The 19,467-nt window shown below is 38.0% G+C and carries 18 protein-coding genes; 4 read left to right on the top strand and 14 right to left on the bottom strand.

What is annotated here, in order from left to right:
• Positions 1 to 577: 577 nt before the first annotated feature.
• On the bottom strand, positions 578 to 1,642 hold the full coding sequence (locus tag AC3WLU_RS12130; protein WP_492597305.1) for a M14 family zinc carboxypeptidase: 1,065 nt from the start codon (positions 1,640 to 1,642) through the stop codon (positions 578 to 580).
• Between the two features lie 399 nt (positions 1,643 to 2,041).
• Complete coding sequence (locus AC3WLU_RS12125) at positions 2,042 to 3,235, bottom strand: M14 family zinc carboxypeptidase (RefSeq protein WP_145504742.1); 1,194 nt, start codon at positions 3,233 to 3,235, stop codon at positions 2,042 to 2,044.
• A 318-nt stretch (positions 3,236 to 3,553) separates the two neighbouring features.
• Here AC3WLU_RS12125 and AC3WLU_RS12120 point away from each other — a divergent pair, with 318 nt between their 5' ends.
• On the top strand, positions 3,554 to 4,312 hold the full coding sequence (locus AC3WLU_RS12120; RefSeq protein WP_492597304.1) for a GntR family transcriptional regulator: 759 nt from the start codon (positions 3,554 to 3,556) through the stop codon (positions 4,310 to 4,312).
• Positions 4,313 to 4,350: 38 nt separating this feature from the next.
• Here AC3WLU_RS12120 and AC3WLU_RS12115 read toward each other — a convergent pair whose 3' ends face one another.
• From AC3WLU_RS12115 to AC3WLU_RS12070, 10 genes are all read right to left on the bottom strand, one after another.
• Entirely contained in the window at positions 4,351 to 5,187 is an 837-nt protein-coding gene (locus AC3WLU_RS12115; RefSeq protein WP_492597303.1) for a PfkB family carbohydrate kinase, read from the bottom strand.
• A 17-nt stretch (positions 5,188 to 5,204) separates the two neighbouring features.
• On the bottom strand, positions 5,205 to 6,011 hold the full coding sequence (locus AC3WLU_RS12110) for a carbohydrate ABC transporter permease (protein WP_492597310.1): 807 nt from the start codon (positions 6,009 to 6,011) through the stop codon (positions 5,205 to 5,207).
• Between the two features lie 86 nt (positions 6,012 to 6,097).
• The gene (locus AC3WLU_RS12105) at positions 6,098 to 6,976 is read right to left on the bottom strand and encodes a carbohydrate ABC transporter permease (RefSeq protein ID WP_034307788.1); all 879 of its coding nucleotides are present in this window, start codon (positions 6,974 to 6,976) and stop codon (positions 6,098 to 6,100) included.
• Positions 6,977 to 7,017: 41 nt separating this feature from the next.
• The gene (locus AC3WLU_RS12100; RefSeq protein WP_364279026.1) at positions 7,018 to 8,304 is read right to left on the bottom strand and encodes an ABC transporter substrate-binding protein; all 1,287 of its coding nucleotides are present in this window, start codon (positions 8,302 to 8,304) and stop codon (positions 7,018 to 7,020) included.
• 116 nt (positions 8,305 to 8,420) lie between these two features.
• Positions 8,421 to 9,407, bottom strand: coding sequence for an SIS domain-containing protein (locus tag AC3WLU_RS12095; protein WP_492597302.1), 987 nt, complete (start codon positions 9,405 to 9,407; stop codon positions 8,421 to 8,423).
• 191 nt (positions 9,408 to 9,598) lie between these two features.
• Positions 9,599 to 10,684, bottom strand: coding sequence for a GerAB/ArcD/ProY family transporter (locus tag AC3WLU_RS12090; RefSeq protein WP_492597301.1), 1,086 nt, complete (start codon positions 10,682 to 10,684; stop codon positions 9,599 to 9,601).
• A 13-nt stretch (positions 10,685 to 10,697) separates the two neighbouring features.
• The gene (locus AC3WLU_RS12085) at positions 10,698 to 10,931 is read right to left on the bottom strand and encodes a hypothetical protein (RefSeq protein ID WP_053535516.1); all 234 of its coding nucleotides are present in this window, start codon (positions 10,929 to 10,931) and stop codon (positions 10,698 to 10,700) included.
• A gap of 6 nt (positions 10,932 to 10,937) precedes the next feature.
• A complete protein-coding gene (locus AC3WLU_RS12080) occupies positions 10,938 to 12,125 on the bottom strand; it encodes a Ger(x)C family spore germination protein (RefSeq protein WP_492597300.1) in 1,188 nt (395 codons plus the stop codon).
• Between the two features lie 26 nt (positions 12,126 to 12,151).
• Positions 12,152 to 13,750 (bottom strand): spore germination protein, encoded by a 1,599-nt coding sequence (locus tag AC3WLU_RS12075; protein WP_492597309.1) that lies wholly within the window; start codon positions 13,748 to 13,750, stop codon positions 12,152 to 12,154.
• A 698-nt stretch (positions 13,751 to 14,448) separates the two neighbouring features.
• Positions 14,449 to 14,802 (bottom strand): GNAT family N-acetyltransferase, encoded by a 354-nt coding sequence (locus AC3WLU_RS12070; RefSeq protein WP_268591154.1) that lies wholly within the window; start codon positions 14,800 to 14,802, stop codon positions 14,449 to 14,451.
• 549 nt (positions 14,803 to 15,351) lie between these two features.
• On the opposite strand from AC3WLU_RS12070, the gene AC3WLU_RS12065 reads away from it, so the two are divergent.
• From AC3WLU_RS12065 to AC3WLU_RS12055, 3 genes are all read left to right on the top strand, one after another.
• Positions 15,352 to 16,464, top strand: coding sequence for a GerAB/ArcD/ProY family transporter (locus AC3WLU_RS12065; RefSeq protein WP_403190568.1), 1,113 nt, complete (start codon positions 15,352 to 15,354; stop codon positions 16,462 to 16,464).
• A 135-nt stretch (positions 16,465 to 16,599) separates the two neighbouring features.
• On the top strand, positions 16,600 to 17,166 hold the full coding sequence (locus tag AC3WLU_RS12060; protein WP_492597299.1) for a DUF2238 domain-containing protein: 567 nt from the start codon (positions 16,600 to 16,602) through the stop codon (positions 17,164 to 17,166).
• A 20-nt stretch (positions 17,167 to 17,186) separates the two neighbouring features.
• Positions 17,187 to 17,762: a DUF2238 domain-containing protein gene (locus AC3WLU_RS12055; RefSeq protein ID WP_492597298.1), complete on the top strand. Its 576-nt coding sequence runs from the start codon at positions 17,187 to 17,189 to the stop codon at positions 17,760 to 17,762.
• Positions 17,763 to 18,150: 388 nt separating this feature from the next.
• Here the strand turns inward: AC3WLU_RS12055 and AC3WLU_RS12050 are convergent, their stop codons facing one another.
• Positions 18,151 to 18,621 carry a hypothetical protein gene (locus AC3WLU_RS12050; protein WP_427678552.1) on the bottom strand — a complete coding sequence of 157 codons (471 nt, stop codon included), beginning with the start codon at positions 18,619 to 18,621 and terminating at the stop codon, positions 18,151 to 18,153.
• Positions 18,611 to 18,991, bottom strand: coding sequence for a hypothetical protein (locus AC3WLU_RS12045; protein WP_222619893.1), 381 nt, complete (start codon positions 18,989 to 18,991; stop codon positions 18,611 to 18,613). The genes AC3WLU_RS12050 and AC3WLU_RS12045 overlap by 11 nt, the downstream gene beginning before the upstream one ends.
• Positions 18,992 to 19,467 lie beyond the last annotated feature (476 nt).

Below are 19,467 nucleotides of genomic sequence, written 5' to 3'. Positions count from 1 at the left end.
TTCAAATATTTTTTGAAGATCCATATAGCTGTGCTCACCTTCAAGGTAAAGTCGTGTAATGAATATTTTCTGTTCGGTAGAAAAATTAGCCATAAAAAACACCCCGTAAATGTTAGTTTGGTGTCTAACATTTACGGGGCAGTTCAATTCGAAGAAAGTGAATTTGTCTACAGTCTTTTTTCTTTAAAAATGTTCCAGCTGATTTCAGAAATCCGCTCCCCTTCCGCCGACTGTCTGCCAAGCCTCCTCGACGCAAGCGTCTGTGGGGTCTTGGCTAGCAAGCTATTCTGCAGGAGTGTCGCAAATTTCTTCCATCAATTGAGGTTTCATAAAACAAAAAAACATTAAGGATCATCTAATCTTCCTTTAAAATCATGGTTCTATGTCCAAATCATTCCGAACCCCTTTTTGTCGACAAACTGAGCATCTTAGGTGAAAGCAGATGCTTTTTTTCTATGTCATCTTTATCCTTGTCCTGCTACTTCGACTATAAATCATTCCATATAACAACTTCGTCTATCGGTGTAGGAAAATAAAAAAACACATCCCATCTGAAAGAATGGAATGTGTCTTCATTTTATTCGTCCGATTCTATCCCGCGACGATTGGATTGTGTTGGCAGGGTGTCCCAAAAGCTTGCATCGACAGTTTCAATTGAATCATCGGCAATAGCTCTGACAGCTGCATCCAAAGTGGTTACCGTTTGCTTTATTAGATAGCCATTACTTTTTTGTCCAAGCGCTACTGACTCGACATTGTGGTCCGACATACCTCGCATCTCAAAGAGCAGTGTGGCAATATCATAGCGAACGGCTGCACCATTACGGCCTATATTTTCTCCAGAACCGCCATCATACCTACCAATATGCCCCCAACCAGTTGGTTCAATGGAGTTATATACGACAGCACCCAATTTTTTTGAGGCTTCTAACACTTCAGGCTTTACGTTCGCGTTTGTAGGATAAAGAATTGAACCTGAAACAAGTTCACCGTCCGTTTCGCTTAGCGTCCCTTGATGATGTAAATCTATCATGTAATCTATATCGTATTTCGCAAATACATTTTCGTGTAAAGCCTTTACCTCTACTTGCATGTTATCAGTTTTTTTATCATGCTCACGGTTCAAGTCAATCCCATTTGCATTTGCCCGTGTTAAATGCCGATCACCTTTTGCTAAATAATCATCAAGAGGGAAATTAACATCTCCCATTGCTCCATCTGCATTTAACATGGGAATGATCAATATATTGACATTATCCAAAATACCTTTAGTCTTGTTCGTGCCTAGATGTTTAATGAATTCGAGTGCACCCTCGGTAGTCAGTTGTTCATTTCCATGCTGTTGCGTCAAAAATAGTATGGTTGGATTCTTAGGATTTGAGATGTACTTCGCTAGGTAAATGTCCCTTCCTTTTACCGTTTCCCCGATTACTTCCAGTGCCAGCCTTTCTTGTTTAGCATCCTGCGTTTTAAGATAGCTCACCAGGCTTTCATATGTATGAAGATTTGAAGTTGTCACTTGTCCATTTCCAGCACTGGGACCATTTCCAACCGCTCCGACAGGTAACGCAACAGCTGTTACTGCGCTTAACGTCATTAAACTAGATAATGAAACTGATAGAACCTTCTTTTTAAAATTCAATAAAAACCCTCCTTATCAAATATAATAATCAGAAAAAATTACTATTAATAATATTCTGACACTTTTGCCACTTTATGTTAATAGTGAAAAATGACTATGTTTCCAAATAGTTTTCTTCTACCAAAAAACACTTTTGTTCCCGATGAAGAAAAACCAGACGGACACCCGTCTGACGTTGATTGGAACGTAGGGCACTCGCTTTCCGCGGGCGGCCGGTGGAGCCTCCTCGGCTTTCGCCTGCGGGGTCTCCCCTAGACGCGCTTTTCTAAGCAGGAGTCTCGAACACCCGCTCCAATCAACTTTGTCTTACCTTTTAGATAGAATACATTTGCCTAGAGTTCCGTCTGGTTACTTCAATATATGCTGGAAGTTATAATACTATCTTTTCCTCACTTTTAATTATTGCCTGCCCTCCGTCAGTGGAATTGACTCGTATTGTTCCGGATTGATTTTATATACAGAGCCATCAGTAACCCCATCGATTATTCCATATAGGCCTCTTTCAACTGCTTTAATGAGCATGCCTTTTTTCTTTTGGCCAAAAGACTGAGTTTGACCTCTAACTTCAAAGAGTACTGTCCCGCTTCCGTTTAAAGCAAAGGCTCCTAAAGCCGTTCCAGGAAGGTTTTGATTTTGCGGATACAAGGATATATTCCCATATGGAGAATTCCCTTGTGCTTTCATGGCATTATATACCGCCACATTCAATTGTCTGGAAAAATCATAATTATAGTTTTTTGCATATTTTGCATAATCCTGTCCTGAAGGCGAGCTTGGATCAGGAACAAATTGAGCGGAAATCGAGTAGGTGACTAAATCATCCGTTCCATCAACTTCATAATAGGGAGCTTGGTGATGCAGGTCCACAAAAATCTCCACCTTACCGTATTGCTTCAGTAGAGCCTTGTAAACATCACGTGTTGTTTGTGATTCAGGTGTTATGAACCAACCAGGGGTGGATGATTTTCCAGGGAAGTCTTTAGCTTGAGGAATATAATTTAAATCAGGATTAAAGTCACGATTAACATCGAAACCTGGTTTGGACTCATAATCGAATGATTCATTTTTGTATGTATAGTAGTTCCAAGATGGATTGGCTCCTGCTAACTGCGGAAACTGGTCGACGACCTCTGCCCAGGTCATATCATTTCCGCGACGGTTCAATTCAGCGGCATCGGGATTCATTTTAGGCAAAGCTACCAAGGTAATTTCTTTACGAATTTTTTCCGCTTCAGGTGAGTTGGTCCCCAAAAACTTCAAGATATTCAAGATGGCATCCGTACCAGTTTTCTCATTCCCATGGATCTCACTTTGAATGAAAACGACTTTGTCGCCAGTTCCTACGGTTGCTTTATAGATTTCTCTATGTCTATTGGAATATCCAGCTACCTCCACTTTTACTTTACCTTGGCTATCACTCGCAATTTGTTCTAGCTTTTTCCCTAGTTCAGCATGATCTGTAAAACCTGAAACCGAATAAGTTTGTTGAATGGGTGTTCCCGGGGATGTTTCATTAGCTGCAAATGCTGGTGCCGCAATACTCGCCGATAAAACGGCAACTCCCAGAGTTGAAATAACCTTCCTGTTTTTCATATGACAACAATCACTCCCTTAAAATATTTTTCTATCTCATTATACAAAATGGAAAAGTAGAAATATGTTGGAATTTGGTGTCGTATTATGGCTATTTTATGATGCTGCCACTAGCTTGAGCTAAAAGTTGGGAGCTGCACTAATATATACTCTTTTTATGTTAGTGCAAAAATGCATATTTTCCCACAACAACGATCCTTGTTGCCGGATGCCTTTCACCATATATATATTGGCTATGCATTTAGTCGAATTGATGATTTGTACTATAACATCACATTACGTTATAATAAAAGAAAAAAATAAGAGAAAGGGGAAAATATGAAACTCAACACTCATAGTTCTACGCCATTATATATGCAATTGAAACAATCTATTATTGAAGATATAAACAAAGGGATTTACTCTCCTGGCGAAAGATTACCAACGGAAACAGAATTATGTGACATATATGGAGTAAGTCGCATTACTGTTAGAAAAGCGGTTTTGGACTTGGTGGAAGAGGGTCTTCTAATACGCCAACAAGGAAAGGGAACATTTGTCCAATATCCTAAAGTAAAAAGGGAACTATTTGCTGTTAACGGTCATGCTGAATATATGTCAGAATTAGGGAAGATACCTCAAACTAAAATCCTTTCATTTGGAATCATACCCGCACCGGCTAATATTTCTAAATCCTTGGAGATTACTCCTGAAAGTGATGTTCTTGAATTACAACGGATCTTATACTATGATAATCAACCTCTCACCTTGGAAATTTCTCATTATTCCTTAAAGGTTCTGCCTAATTTAAATGACCATGTCCATAACTCCGTTTCCATGTATGACATCATAAAGCATAAATATAATATTACTCCTGTTCATAACACGAAACTTTTAAATATGGTATTGGCAAATGCAGATGAAGCAAAATTTTTAGAGTGCGAAGTGGGAGATCCCCTTTTCAAAGTGGAGAAAGTGGCATATGACGCAAAGAAGCAGCCCATCCATTCCTCCTTCTTATATTATCCTGCCAATCGCGTGACCTTTACGATTGATAGTTCCATGTCGAAAGAAAAAGGTAACGAATCCCCCTTCTAATCCGGGATCTCGTTACCTTTTTCCATCTATAAATCATGTTAAACCAGCATATGGTCAGGAATATATTCTTTACCATACCCAAAAGCTCCATAATCCTGACAGGTTTGGGAGGCAGCTAAAGCTCCTTTTTGTAAAGCTTTATTTACATCTTGCCCTTGGACATACGATGAGAGAAAACCAGCAATAAATGAATCTCCCGCCCCCAATGTATCTACAACTTTGGTTTGGATAATAGCTTGTTCATATAATTGATTTTCAATTGATAAGAGTGCTCCCTTTTCCCCACGAGTAACACATACCACTTTTGAGCCGAACGAATGCACCTTTTGAATCAGTGCATGGCACTCTGCAGTGTTTAAATTACTTCCTGAAAAAAATGCATATGTCACATACGGACAAACTATTTGTAAATAGTGTTCCTCTTGATTTGTCGAAAAATCAAAAGAAATGTCAATGAGTTGGCTTAATGATGGGAGGTTATGCTCTATATGGCTATAAACACTTGTATGAAGAAGGTCGTGTTGCCGAATATAATCCAAATCCTTGTCATTCAGTACAATCCCCAATCTGGATTGAATTCCCCCTCTATTGGAACCAATGAAAATTCGGTCCCCGTCCTTATCCAACGCGACGACGGCCATACCGTTCTCTCCTACCGCTTGTCTTACTCTACTAATCTCCATCTTTTCCTTTTGCAATACCTCCAACACATGGTCTGCCGCCCCATCATTTCCTACAATGCCAATATATGAAGATTGCTCATCATTTAAACGATTGTACATGACTGCCACGTTTAATGAATTGCCGCCGGGATATATCTTTCCTTGGTCTTTATAAAAATCTACTACGTTATCTCCAATTCCAATTAGCTTCATGCCTGTTCCCCCTGTAATCATTTTACACTTCCACTAGCAATTCCACGGATAAAATACTTCTGCATGAATAAAAATAAAATGACGATAGGTGCCGCTGAAATCGTTAATCCAGAAAGCAACACTCCCCAATCGGTTTGCAATGCATCTCGGAATTGCATTAAACCGGCAGGTATCGTACGTAAACTATCATCGTCTATAAAGATGATGGCGAACATGAATTCATTCCATGTATAGTAAGCTGTTAAAATTACCGTCGTTAATAAAATAGGTTTACTCATGGGTATGAAAATCCTAAAAAGGATTCCAAGGTTTGTGCACCCATCCAGCTGGGCAGCCTCTTCCAGTTCTTTCGGAATGGACAGGAAGTAGGCACGAATCAACAAGATGGTTAGCGGAATTCTGTATGCTACATAAGGTAAGATTAGCGCCCAATGGGTGTTATATATCCCAAGCTTCTGAATGATATTATACAAAGGGATCAGGCTTACTTGGGGAGATAGCATCAAACCGCCTAAGCATATGACCAAAATGAAAGCCTTTCCACGAAATTCGAAGCGAGATAATCCGTATGCACCTAACGCACTTACTAAAACCGTTAGCATACAAGTCATGCCAGTAACCATGACACTATTTAAAAAGTAGGAAGAAATCCCACTATTCCAAGCTGTAACATAATTTTCAAACAACCATGTATGAGGAAGTGACCAACTATGGTTAAAAATTTCCTCTGTGCTTTTGAAAGAACTGATGACCATCCATAATAAGGGATATGCAACAACAAGAAAGTAGGCGATCAAACCTGCATAAACAAGGGCTATTCTCATATTATAGGTTTTTCTTTTCCTTGCATACTCTAGATCTTCCACAACTAATTCCGGTACTCCGATCGTTGATTTAGGCATCTCCATTATTAGTCCTCCTTTCCCGTTTTAAATATTTTCATTTGAACAAGAGAAATAAGTAACGTAATAATTAAGATAACCGTTGCTATGGCAGAAGCATATCCCATCATATCTTTTGAAAAAGCCGTTTTATATAAATAGGTACTCAGGACTTCCGAAGAAGTTCCCGGTCCCCCTCCGGTTAAGATATATGGCTCATTAAACACTGTAAAGGCACCTGTCAATGTTAATATTACGGCGACGAATGTCATTTCCTTTGTTGCTGGAACCGTAATGTGAAAAAACGTTTTTATTTTATTCGCTCCATCCATTTCAGCTGCTTCATATAGTTCAGGTGAAATTTTTTGAATGGATACGATATATAGCATGGCTATATAACCAATTGATTGCCACTGTGAGACAGCAATGACTGCATAGATTGCCGTTTCACTATCACCCAACCATGGCAGTGCTAAATTATTCAATCCAATCATTTTAAGAAACTGATTTAACAACCCTACTTCCGGGTTGTAAAAAAATGAAAACAGCAATGCGATGACTGTCATTGAAACGACGACCGGCAAAAAATAGACTGTGCGAAATATAGGTGAAAATTTACGGATTAATTTATCTTCTAAAACGGCTGCAACAATTAACCCTCCAAAAACCTGGAAAACAATCGAAATGACAGCATAAAGAATATTATTTTTTAAAGCTTCATAAAATACGGGATCTTTAAATAATGTAAAGTAGTTATCCATCCCTACAAATGCTTTATCTGGTGAAAATGTACTCCAATTATACATACTATCGCCAATATTCTGGAAAATGGGAATATAAACAAGCAATAAAAAAACTAAGGCTGGAAGAAGATATAGATAAGGTACAAATTTATCGGGTTTTATCATTAAAATATCACTCCCTTAATAAAACGGAAAAATGAATTCCCTTATTTCCCCGCTTCAAATCTAACGGTATCAGCAGCTTTTTGAACATCACGCATAATTTGTTTAGGTGTTTTATCTCCATTTAACATCATTTGTGTTCCCGTTAAATAGGCATCTGCAATACGCGCATCGATGCTCATGTCAAACCATGGGGCCATTTCTTCTGTGTTTAATATGCTTTGAACCGCTTCCAGCTGTTCCGGGGAAGAATTATTTTCATTCACCGTACCTTTAACTGCACTATACTTGCCCACATCAGTGACTAGTTTTTCTCCCATATGTTTAGTGGTTAGAAACTTTAAAAACTCCATCGCTTCTTTGGGATGCTTTGTCTTGGAAGAAACCATAAAGCCTTCAGGCGATCCCGTAAGATTTGTTTGATTACCCTTTCCTCCTTCTACCTCAGGAAAGTTAAACATTCCAAGTTCAAACTTAGTGGGTCCAAATAACTTGATCTCTGCCGTTTCTGCATAAAACATAGGTGCTTTACCATTTGAAAATTGCTGTCTTGCATATTCATGATCTATTGAATTAGTATTCTCATTAAAGTAAGGTAACAACTCTTGGAATTTCTCAAGCGCTTTTATGTAGTCGTCATCCTTGAATTTTCCGGTTTTTCGATTATAATCCATTGCCAGCACTTCCGGACTAACCAGACGTTGATTCAATGTGCCCACATAATGGGAAATTGTCCAAGTATCTTGACTGCCGAATTGAAGAGCTGTGTAGTTATTCTTTTTTAACACTTTTAATACATCGATAAAATCATTCCAGGTTTTAGGTGGGTGTATGTTCAATTTTTCGAAGACATCCTTGTTATAGAAAAACATTTTCCCATCCATTGTTACGGGGACACCATACACCTTATCATTAAATGTATATGGTTTGACTTGGGATGGAACGAGTTGAGAAGACCATGTCGGATCGTTTTTATAATAAGAAGTTAAATCCAAAGCTTTATTGCCACGCACAAACTGACTGGCAAATTCATCACTCCAAGAGAAATAAATATCAGGTGGATTATTTGTACCTGTCATTACTTTAATTTTGTCTTTATACGAATCGTTTAGGACTGCTTCGGTTTTAATATGGATATCGGGGTTTTGTTTTTCAAATTCTTTTACAACTTCATTAAAGTAAGTTTTTTCCGGTTCCTTTGGCCACCTATGGAAAAATGTTAAGGTGGTTTTTCCAACATCTGATTCTGAAGATGTTCTTTCACCAGAACATCCCCCAAGCATTAAAGATAAACTTAAAAATGATGCGAATATAAGTTTTGTTTTTCTCATGAATACCCTCCTTTTTATAAATGCTTTTATCATCAGGAAATTATACTATAATGTTATAAAACATTATAGTATAATTCGCAAATAAAATATACAGAATATTAAGTTTTCTCCAGCTATCAGTATTCTACTTTCCACATATAACGCCTTTTGCTTAATGGATGATTACGCGCTTCCGCTAATTCTTCTGCATATTGACGTAATACACGATTTAAGATAAGCGGTGCAATATATCCTTTTACTTCTTCATCAATACCATTAAGATCATACTGTTTTGCATCTAACACCGTTAGCTTTTTGCCATAACGCTGAGAAAAAGATAATGCTCTTTCTTCCAATGGTCTTGTTTCATCCAATCCCAATAGAATGATAAACGGTACATTTTCGTCAATAATTTCGAATGGTCCATGGAAGTACTCACCAGCATGAATGGCATGTGAGTGTATCCATTGCATTTCCATTAAGATACAAATACTGAAAGAATAGGCTGTCCCATAGTTTGAACCACTTGCCATTGTATAGATAACAGGTTCTTTTGCATGAGATTGTGCGAATACCCTTGCATTGGAAGCTTCTTGCTCCAGGGCTTTTTCATACACTGGCTGTAAGTTCTCCAAACTTGATACCAGTTTTCCAAACTTTTCATTGTTTTCCGCCATATGGAGTACACCAAAAACTAATTGATATAAAACACTGAGGTTTGTATCGAAGGCGTTTACACCGTTCCCCCATTCATATTTAATATAAAGGTCTGCATTTTGGGCCAATGGTGATGCTGGTTCGTTCGTTAATGCCACTGTAAACGCACCTTTACTTTTTGCAAACTTAGCCGCTTCAGCTGTTTCAGGAGTTGTTCCGGACATCGAGCATAAAATGACTAAAGATTCCTTCCCTAGTTGTTGTGGATTGCGATGTATAAACTCATTTGAACTATACAGATCGGAGGTTATATTTTTAGCTTCACGATCCAGTATATACTTAGCTGAATACATAATGGCAGAAGATCCCCCGCATGCTACCAAATAAATATTGTTAATTTTTCTACCCTTTAATTGATCCAATACTGTTTTTACATTACTTTTTACATTCATAACCGATTTACTCATTTTCCCACTCCTTTAATATTTGATATACAACATTATGTAATGTTATATATTGTTATATTAAATCATCAACTTTCTTTAGTCAATAAATTTGTCAGAATATTTTATTTATTCCATTTCCATGTCCCATCAAAATTTTCATGGTGATTTTTTTCCAGATGTAAGTAATGTCCACCTGAACAAGTGACGCCCCCTTACCTTCCCCTAATTTTCCCAACTGTTAATAATAACAATGGCATAATAAAACAAATCGTTAAGGATAATGGTGTCCAAGCTGTAGCCATAAAGTGTTGATAATGCACAAGATCGGGATGCGAAAAGATGGTAAACGTGAGAATTAGAAAAGCTAATGGGAATAGAAGAATTTTGTAATTTTTTAATCCTAGCAATTGAGCTATTCCTAAAGCGAGTCCATAAAAGCATATGGTCAACTTAAAATACTCTGTAAAAACCCAAATGAAGGCCACTATGACCTCGACCCTTTCAAAAAAATTACCAATGCTTATCCTCATCCCCAATTTATAAGAAGGATACGTCAATCTCGCTGTATTATCAGCACCCAATACAAGGATACTGAAAAAGATCACTAAGAAAAGAACGCCGCCACCTACCAAAGTCCCTAAATAAAAGTTTTTCTTCACTTTAGCCTTTTCGTTTACATATGGAGTGATCATTAAAAAGAAAACAAGCTGAACATAAGGCAGAGCTAAAGAGTAATATGATCCCCTCATTATCGGTTTCATGCCTTCTTCAAATATAGGTTGCAAATTTTCGAATTTGATATCTGGGATAAGAAATACGAATAATATGAAAAGCAGCAGAACAAGCCAAGGAAAAAAGATTAATGCAGCCCGGCAGATAACTTCCAATCCTAGCCGTGCACCAAATAAGCTTGTTAATATAAACAAGATCATAATCATTTCCATAGGTGTCTCAACCAGAACCTGTGTTGAAAAAAAATTCCCAATTTCACTAAGTAACGCTGAAGAGAGGTAATATAAATATAATAGGAAAAGCAGTGCCGAGATTTTCCCGATCCATATCCCAAATATTTTTTCATTAACTTCTATATAAGTCATGGATGGGTAAAGTGATACGAGCCGGGTAAATAAGAAAACGAAACATAAACCGATGACAGTAGCTAAGATATAGGCAATCCAGCCATCCTGTTTTGCTAAAGAGACAAGTACGGAAGGTAAAGTAAGTATCGCTCCTCCTATGGTGAATATGATGACCATTATAAGAAATTCACCAGAGCTGATTTTTCCTTTTTCGAGCATATTCGATACCTCCCTAGGATAAAATACGATCCATGAAATGAGCGAGTGGACTATATATTTTCGTTATCCAGTCTATAGGAGTGGGAATGGTAATATCCTTGATAATTAAAATACTCAACGTCATGCCAACTAAAAGCAATAAAATAAAAATGACAATTTCCTTCCAGCATTTCTTTTTAATAAGAGGGGGTATTTCGAAAAATGAAATAATAGCTCCAGTACAAACTGTTCCAATAATTGCCCACATTGGTCATTACTCCTCAATTTCTTTTTGAAAAGAATCTGATATCGTCCCTAAATTGCGAATCTTTGCAGTAACGGTTACATTCACGTCCAAATTTGCGAATTCCTGATTCCAATTTCCTTTTAAACGCTTCCATGCTTTGGGATCGGTTCTATGAATTTCTTCACCAAAACCGAAGATGTCACTTTGATACTTCTCTTGAAGCGTTTTTATCGATCCTTCTATTTTATCCTTAATGTCTTTTGCGTATCTTTTATTCAATTCTTCGATTTTTTCCGGTTTAGTTAAATCGATTGTGCATTCTACTTCACCTATACTCCCTTCTGACGTGACATTTATATCAATTTTTGGATTTCCTTTTTCCATTTTCCCCTTGATTTTCGTTTTTGTACTAGTCGTGTTGACCGTAATTTGCTCACCTTCACATGGGATATTTACCGCGGTGGACTTAACATGATCTGTAATGTAACTAACACCTTTACTATCGCTCCTGTTTAACCAGCCGACAAGTTTATCCTTCTTGAATACTCCAAGATAATCCAAACGCAAGCCGGATTTCGGGGAGATATTTTGTGCATTCGTAACCTTGCTACCTGATTCGGGATCACCATAAACGAGAATCCCCGTCAGCATCGCCTGTCTGCCTTCGCTGACGATACTGCTGACCAGCTCATCCAAAGTGACCGTCCTTGTCGGCGCCCATCTTTTCTCTGAATTTTCCAAAGAGTTAAAAATTTTATTTGCCGGTATTTTTTCAAGGGCTGTTTGCACATTAAGCGTTTCATAAGCAGTTGCCCCCTTCGCAACAGTCATATAGAAATCCGAACGCAACTCCTTTTGCCGGGAAAGGACATCCAGAGGTTTTGCAATTCCTGCTCTGGCCATTTCCTCACCAAAGACAATTTCACGAAGATGTGCGACATATAACCTCCTTGGTACATCAGTTGATAGGCTTCTTATTGCTTCAGCAATGGTTACACCGCTTTTCCTGAAGGTTACAACCTCCGTGCGGCCAGACCGGGCATCACCTGCCAGCTCACTCGAATTTAGAACTTGGACGCTTACAAGATACCCATCTTCCGTTTTATCAATTCCCATGGCAGTAACGATGGAAAGTTCGTTCAACTCAGTGCTGCTCCAGCAGCCGGATAAACAAATTATAGGTAACATTAAAAATACCATTAGCATTTTTTTCATCGAAAAACCCTCATAATCTCATCATTTTAACTAGGTGGTTTCGGAGAACTGACATCTCCTCTGTCTGTATCATTTTTACTGATCAATCGGGGCCGCTTTAATAATGACCAATGTGGCATACGAATGATGTTGTCTTTTTGATCTTGTAAAATGAATGGTGCATTTGGAGCTAAATATGGTAAACCAAAAGATCGTAAGCTATTTAAATGCAGGACCATCACGATCAGCCCCAAAATGATCCCGTATAATCCAAATGTAGCGGCAAGGATCATAAACAAGAATCGAAGCATCCGAAAAGCGCTGGCCATACTATTGGCTGGGAACACAAAGCTGCAGATGGCTGTTAAGGACACGATGATAACCATTGTTGCTGAAACGAACCCTGCTTCCACAGCAGCCTGTCCGATAACTAATGCACCAACGATGGAAATGGATGAACCGATTGCCCTAGGCATCCTCACACCTGCCTCACGCAAAATTTCAAACACGACCTCCATCAGCATCGCTTCCACAAAAGCAGGAAAAGGAACTCCCTCTCGTTGTGAAGCTAGACTTATGAGTAATGGAGTAGGAAGCATTTCTTGATGAAAAGTCGAAACAGCTACATAAAGTGACGGTGTTAGCAAAGCTAGGAAAAAGGATAAATACCGTAATACTCGAATTAATGTGGCAATATCTGCCCGTTGATAATAGTCTTCACTGGACTGGAAAAAATGCACCATCAGTGCTGGAACGATAAGGACAAACGGCGTTCCGTCAACCATTATCGCAATCCTTCCTTCTAAAATGGCAGCGGCTACAGCATCAGGACGCTCCGTATTATAAACCGTTGGAAATGGAGTATATACTTCATCCTGAATAAGCTCTTCAATGTATCCACTCTCAAGAATCGCATCTATATTGATTCGATTTAACCGGCTTTGCAATTCTGAAACCGTTTTATCATTGGCAACACCTTTTAAATACATAATCGCAACGTCCGTTTGCGTTTTTTCTCCAATCTGCTTTGTTTCAAGCCAAAGGTTAGGATCTTTTATTCTCCGTCTTATTAAGGCAGTATTTGTTCGCAGCGTTTCAGTAAATCCATCCTTTGGCCCTCTTACTACTGTTTGGGAGGAAGGTTCTTGAACTCCGCGATCGACCCACCCTCTCGAGCCGAGTGCCAATCCTTTTGGGGAGCCGTCCATCAATAACATCGTGTCTCCCGATAAAACATGGTTGAAAAGCTTTTGAAAATCTGTTATTTCCACTATTCCCCCTACAGGAAGAGTATGTGATTTTATCAATTCAAAACAATCAGGGACCGCTACGTCCGAGTCAGAGTTCCGAATTTGAACCATCAAAGTGTCGAGGATTAAATCCTGGATGGAAGCAGAATCCGTTAATCCATCTGTGTATACGATGCCTAACTTAATTTCCCCATTTTTACCTGCTTGGAAATCCCTTATAACGATGTCTGAACTATTTCCTAACGTTTTCTTAATATGGTCTATATTATATTGAAGATCAGGGGATATAAGTTTTGTTTGATGATTCTTTGAGTCCTTACTTCTGTTTTGGGATGTAACTGGATTTTGGTTTTGATTTTTGGTTTTGCTGGAGTTTGGATTTTCGCTTTGATTCAGGTCTTTTTGTTGTTTTTTATTTTTTAACGATTGTTTATCTTCAATTAACTTCCTCAATGGGATAGGAACTCGAGATTTCAATGCTAACCCCCTCATAACCAAAAGCTTGTTAAAATTAGGTTTTCACCTTCGCTGCAATTATATCCATGTATGTAAAATAAATTGCTGTTCAAAAAACATTATATACATGATAATCCTTTATCAAAATTTCACTTTTTACCTTAAATCCACGAATGTTATCAACCACTTCCCGCCATCTTTTCAAACTCCGAAAAAATTTGCCTTTTAGAATCAATTCTGCAAGGTGCACAATCTAAATCAAATCCATTGGAAATTATGTATAAAAGCATTCTATGAGTAAATGCATAGATTGCCAATATTCGCATAATCCATTCTTGGACTAAATTGACAGAAAAAGGGATGGTTTAGAGCAAAAAAAAACCCTGCAGGTATCCACAGAGTTTTTAAAAGCTTTCAACTTATTTTTGGATGGCAAGAATTAGGGAGTAAAGAGCTTTTTCCTTCAACTTGTTTTCATTCCAAGTATATTTCCAAACTCAACTTCATAATTGTTTTGTCCCCATTTTCCCAACACTCTTGAAGTCGCAACATTTCATTTCCGGTATATATGTACGATAAAAAGACTACGCCCAATAAGTCCTCTTCCCCATCCTAATATGGGTGACAAGGCGCCGATTTCAAGCTTCCAATGTAATATATTCAGCTCCTTGTTCTTTTGCCCAATTATGTATATAACTGAGCAGATTAAATCCAAGGCCACTAGGACGATGATTTACATCAGTAACCAAATCTTGTACATAAACATAGCGTTCATTATATGAATCTTCACGCCAGCTAATACCTGCTAATGCTACGATGCTTGTATCATGATATAAAGCAAATAACTGTTTACCCTCCTTACGCATATCATTTAATAAATCTAGATATTCCTTTAAAGTCAAATCTGTACGTAACTGACTCAATATAGGGAAAGCCTGTAAAAATTGATGTTCTACAGTTAACTCCACTATATTTTCCACTGGTATTTTCATACTAATTTCTCCTAACATTTTAAGTTTAACCGCTTCGCCTTGCCCTTTACGAATCCGGATTAAGTTTCTGACATTTAAGCCTATCAAACATGCTTGATAACCTAGAGCTTAAATATTTTTCAATATGTCCAACAGTTCCTCTTCCTTTCTCCAAATATTAGATATACCAATAAATCATTTGCAAGAATTGTGCCATATCAAAGGAAATGTACACGTTCAGTGCAATTAATATCTTCAAGGAAAGTCAAGAAGGTCCCTATCAAGTACTAGGAGGAATTACTGAAAAGTTAGGCCATAGTTAAAACAATATACGGTTCCTAAACCATCAAGGTTCGGGACTAAGGAATTAAATTACTTTCTCTTGGACAGTAATTCTATGATTATATAGTAGAGCTAATCAGTAAAAAGGCAGAAAATTCGCGACCGATTGATGTAACGGGGGTGGATTGTTGAAGATAGGCAATTGATGTCCGTGTGAATAACTTGAACAAGAATAGCCAAAAATAGGGAGTATTAAGAAGGAAGGAACAAACAAATAGGTGAAAAATAATGCCTGGTAGTTTCAAAATTTCATCACATCAATTGATGATTTTAATCCTCTTGTATTCGGTAGGAACGGTTATTTTACATACTCCTTCTCCTTTAGCTGGTTTTGCAAAGCAGGATGCGTGGCTTGCTGCATTATTTGGAACAGGAATCGCATTAATTTTTGTATGGTTTTACATCAGGGTTGGAAATTTATATCCTGATCTCGCTTTAGATCAAATAAATGAAAAGGTTTTCGGTAAGTTAGTCGGAAAGATGATCAATCTCACATTTTTCTTCTGGTCTTTTTCAACTGCTGCCGAGACCACTTATTATGTGGGGAATTTCATTAAAACTTTTTGGATGCCGGATACTCCTCTTGTTGCTTTAAATATATTGTTAGCTGCAGTAGTGATCTTTACAGTCCGCCTTGGTTTTGAAACTTTTACACGCACGTTGGAAATATTCTTCATTCCCGTATTACTATTACTGATTATTTTTTTGGTTTCCATCATTCCTCAAGCAAACATTCAAAACATTCAGCCAGTATTTGAAGGAGGCGCTAAACCCTTAATACGGGCGATACTTTTTTATGTCAGCGTGTTCACGCTTTCCCCTGTTATGTTTTTAATGATTTTCCCTTCAAAAGTAAATGAAAGAAAAAAAGGGGGAAAAGCTTTTTATATTGGCACTTTGATCGGAGGAATCATATTAATTCTGGTTATCATGCTGGATATCTTGGTTCTTGGACCCGATAACACCGCAAGAAATATTGCTCCAAGTTACACGATGGCAAAAAAAATAAATGTAGGGAATTTCCTCATGCGGATCGAAGCAGTAATTGCCACTATTTGGATTTTTACAACTTATACGAGGACGGTTATGTATTTTTATGTTTCAGTTGTCGTATTTTCAAACATTTTCAATATAAAGGATTATCGGCCATTTACTACAGCTTTAGGGGTGATAATGGTTTTTTATTCATTGATTGTTTTTCCGACGGTCTCTTCATCCGGGGAATACAATAAAAATATATGGTTATTCCATGCAGCGGCTTTTGGTCTGGTCATGCCTTTATTATTGTTTATAACGGCTAAATTTAGAAACATCTTTAAAAAGCACCATGGTAGCCAATAATATTGTGATCATATACTGAGTGAGTTGGAGAGTTTAAATGAACGTCATAAAAATACTCCAAATAGTCATTTTTTCCGGGTTCAATCTGGCTCGATTGGATGATCGTAATGAATATTTACGAATGAGGTGAGTATATTGAAACATAAAATAATCATTATTTTTAGTTTGGTATTTATAGCATTCATGATTGGGTTACTCATCTTTTACCTCAAAAAAGATGATTCTTCCCGATGGATGGTAGCTCTTGGCGGAATAGTGGTAAGTGCCTTGCCCATTTCATTACTATTTGTAAAAAATAATCCCTTTAACATTCCTATCATAATCGGCTATTATGTTTTTATTTTCTGTACGGCATTTTTAGGATCCATCGCAAATTTTTATATTGATTTTAAATGGTGGGACTCTGGACTTCACTTCTACAAAGGCATCTTCGTGGGTTTTGTGGGGATTGCCCTTTATAAACTTTACATCCCTCAAAAAGCGAGAAAAGACACTTCAAGGTGGGTCATTTTCCTTTTTGTTCTTTCACTTTCAGCTTGTGTCACTGTTTTTTGGGAAATATATGAATTTGTGGGAGATCTCACTTTTACTCATACCATGCAGCGAGGCGGTAACAAAGATACCATGTACGATATAATTTTCGGAATAACCGGCGGCCTGCTCATTTCCATTTATTCTAGTGTACAAAAATTAAAATTATGATGATTTGTTGAGGTAATCATATGAATCGTAAGCTAGTTATTTCATTAAGTTTAGTGTATGTACTTTTCATGGGAGCTTTATCTATTTATTACTATACAGCCGATGAAACTTTCAAATCACTGGTTTCGATAGGCGGTGTGGTATGTGGGGCAATCCCCCTTTCACTGGCCTTATTTACCAAGCTTCAATTCAATTTGCAAATTATCATTTCCTATTTGATCTTCTTATTCGCTTCACAATTTTTAGGATCTATTTTAGGTTGGTATGGACTGGGTTGGTGGGACACATTTTTGCATTTGTTAAGCGGTTCCCTTCTTGCTTTTACGGGAATTGCTTTATATGAACGATTGGTATACAGAAATGCGGGCAAAGAGATATCCCCTTGGTTCGTCTTTTTGTTCACCCTTTCTTTCTCGGCACTTGGAGGTGTCATATGGGAGATCTACGAATTTAGTTCTGATCAATTATTCGGAATGACACTGCAAGGCGGGGGAAATAAAGATACAATGATCGATTTAATCGCGGATACGATTGGAGGACTTATCATTGCAGTGTGGGCTGGAGTGCGGACAAAGATTAAGTTAAAAAAAATATAAAAAAGCATGCGAAACTATTTAAGGTTGATTGGAGCGGAAGTGCGAGACTCCTGCGGGAGCAGCGGGACAGGTGAGACCCCACAGGCGTTTACGCCGAGGAGGCTCACCGCCCGCCCCGCGGAAAGCGAGCATCTGGAGGGGAAATCAACCACAACTCACTACCTGGTATATTGCAACAAAGTATGGGAAAACAGCCATTTTAAAAAACGTTCCAGTTGATTTCAGGTACCTGCTCCCTTTCCGCCGACTGTCTGTCAAGCCTCCTCGACGCAAACGTCTCCAATCAACGTCCAAATTTGTACAAGCAAAAAAACTGTAGACAAACTCGATGAAAATCGAGTTTGTCTACAGTCTGAAACGACCATCTTACCGATGGTCATTTTTATGTTCATTTAAATATGATGGAAATTATTTTATCCGTCGTCATCGCACTATCCACCACATATGTTCCAGGTCGTAATCCGTTGGCCTTGCCTTTCTTTTCAACCGCGTCGGAAAACTCATTGGCATTTTTGATGACTTTTGCTTTTTGCAGGTTTTTACCCACATCGATGCTTGTCGAGCCTTTAGACACAGTAAGAACTGTACGGTATATGATTTTTTCCGTTGGTTCTTTTACCGTTTCTTTTTCCGCCTCCGCCTTATCTTTAACCGACTGTGCTTCAGCAATCTGATCTTCCCATTCTTTTTCGGAATGTATGACATACCCTTCTGAAGCCAGAGACTCTTTCATTTCATCTTCTGATAGTTTCTCAGACGTGCCGGTCGCTTCACCTGGACCAAAGAAGTACACTGCACCGCATAAGCCTGCGGCAACAACAAGGCCTCCGGCAAAGCTGCGCATTGATTTAGATGTCATTGGCCACATTTCTCCTTTCATTCGTCGTTTTCATGTAAGGAGTAAGCATCCGTTCTATTTCTTCTTCCGGCTGTTTTGTCTTAAGTGCGATGCTTTCAAATGAATAGCCTCGCTTATGTAGGTCGAGTACTTCACGCAACATGTTTCGCTTTTCGGAAGACATTGCCAAAATGCCTGCCTCTTGCACCGTAATTTCAGCATCTATCTCGATGTTCCTGATTTTTTCCTGTAATACATTCATTTCATCCCCAAAAGTGCTGGCAATCTGTTCCAATTGACTGTCCACTTTTACAGAGTCCTTTTTAATAAACGATAAAATGAACAGTAATACTGCTGCAGCGAACAAAATGATCAGAGCCCATTCCATCATTCTATGTCCCTCCTTAATCTTTGAATCTACTATCTCGCTTTCTAATTATATATTGATTTGTTCCAAAACTCGATTTAAAAGTACTAAATACCACATTAGTCACGTAATTATGACAAAAAAAGGCGCGGGAAGGTCATCCATAACTATTAATAATGAAAAAACGAAAAATAAAGCTTCCATTTGAGGACCATTTTACCATAATTCATTCATCATTCATACCACTATTGGTTTATTAAGGTAAATGATCTGTATTTCGACTCCTCATACTGCAAGAATTTTTCAACACATATAACAGGGCATTCCATTGATCATCCACATGTGTCACTGCGTTTACTTTTCCCTCAAAAAGGTCCAAGAGTATATTAAATGACAAACATGTTTCCAAACGATAAGATATATATAGGTTCCTTTTCCTATTTCATTAATAAATACGATTTTACAGTGCCATTTATTTATTGGTGCAAGATAATAAGGAG

The organism is Peribacillus sp. FW305-BF15 (genome assembly GCF_058783805.1).
The sequence above is the reverse complement of the archived record's forward strand: the minus strand, read 5'-3'. Positions and strand labels throughout refer to the sequence as shown.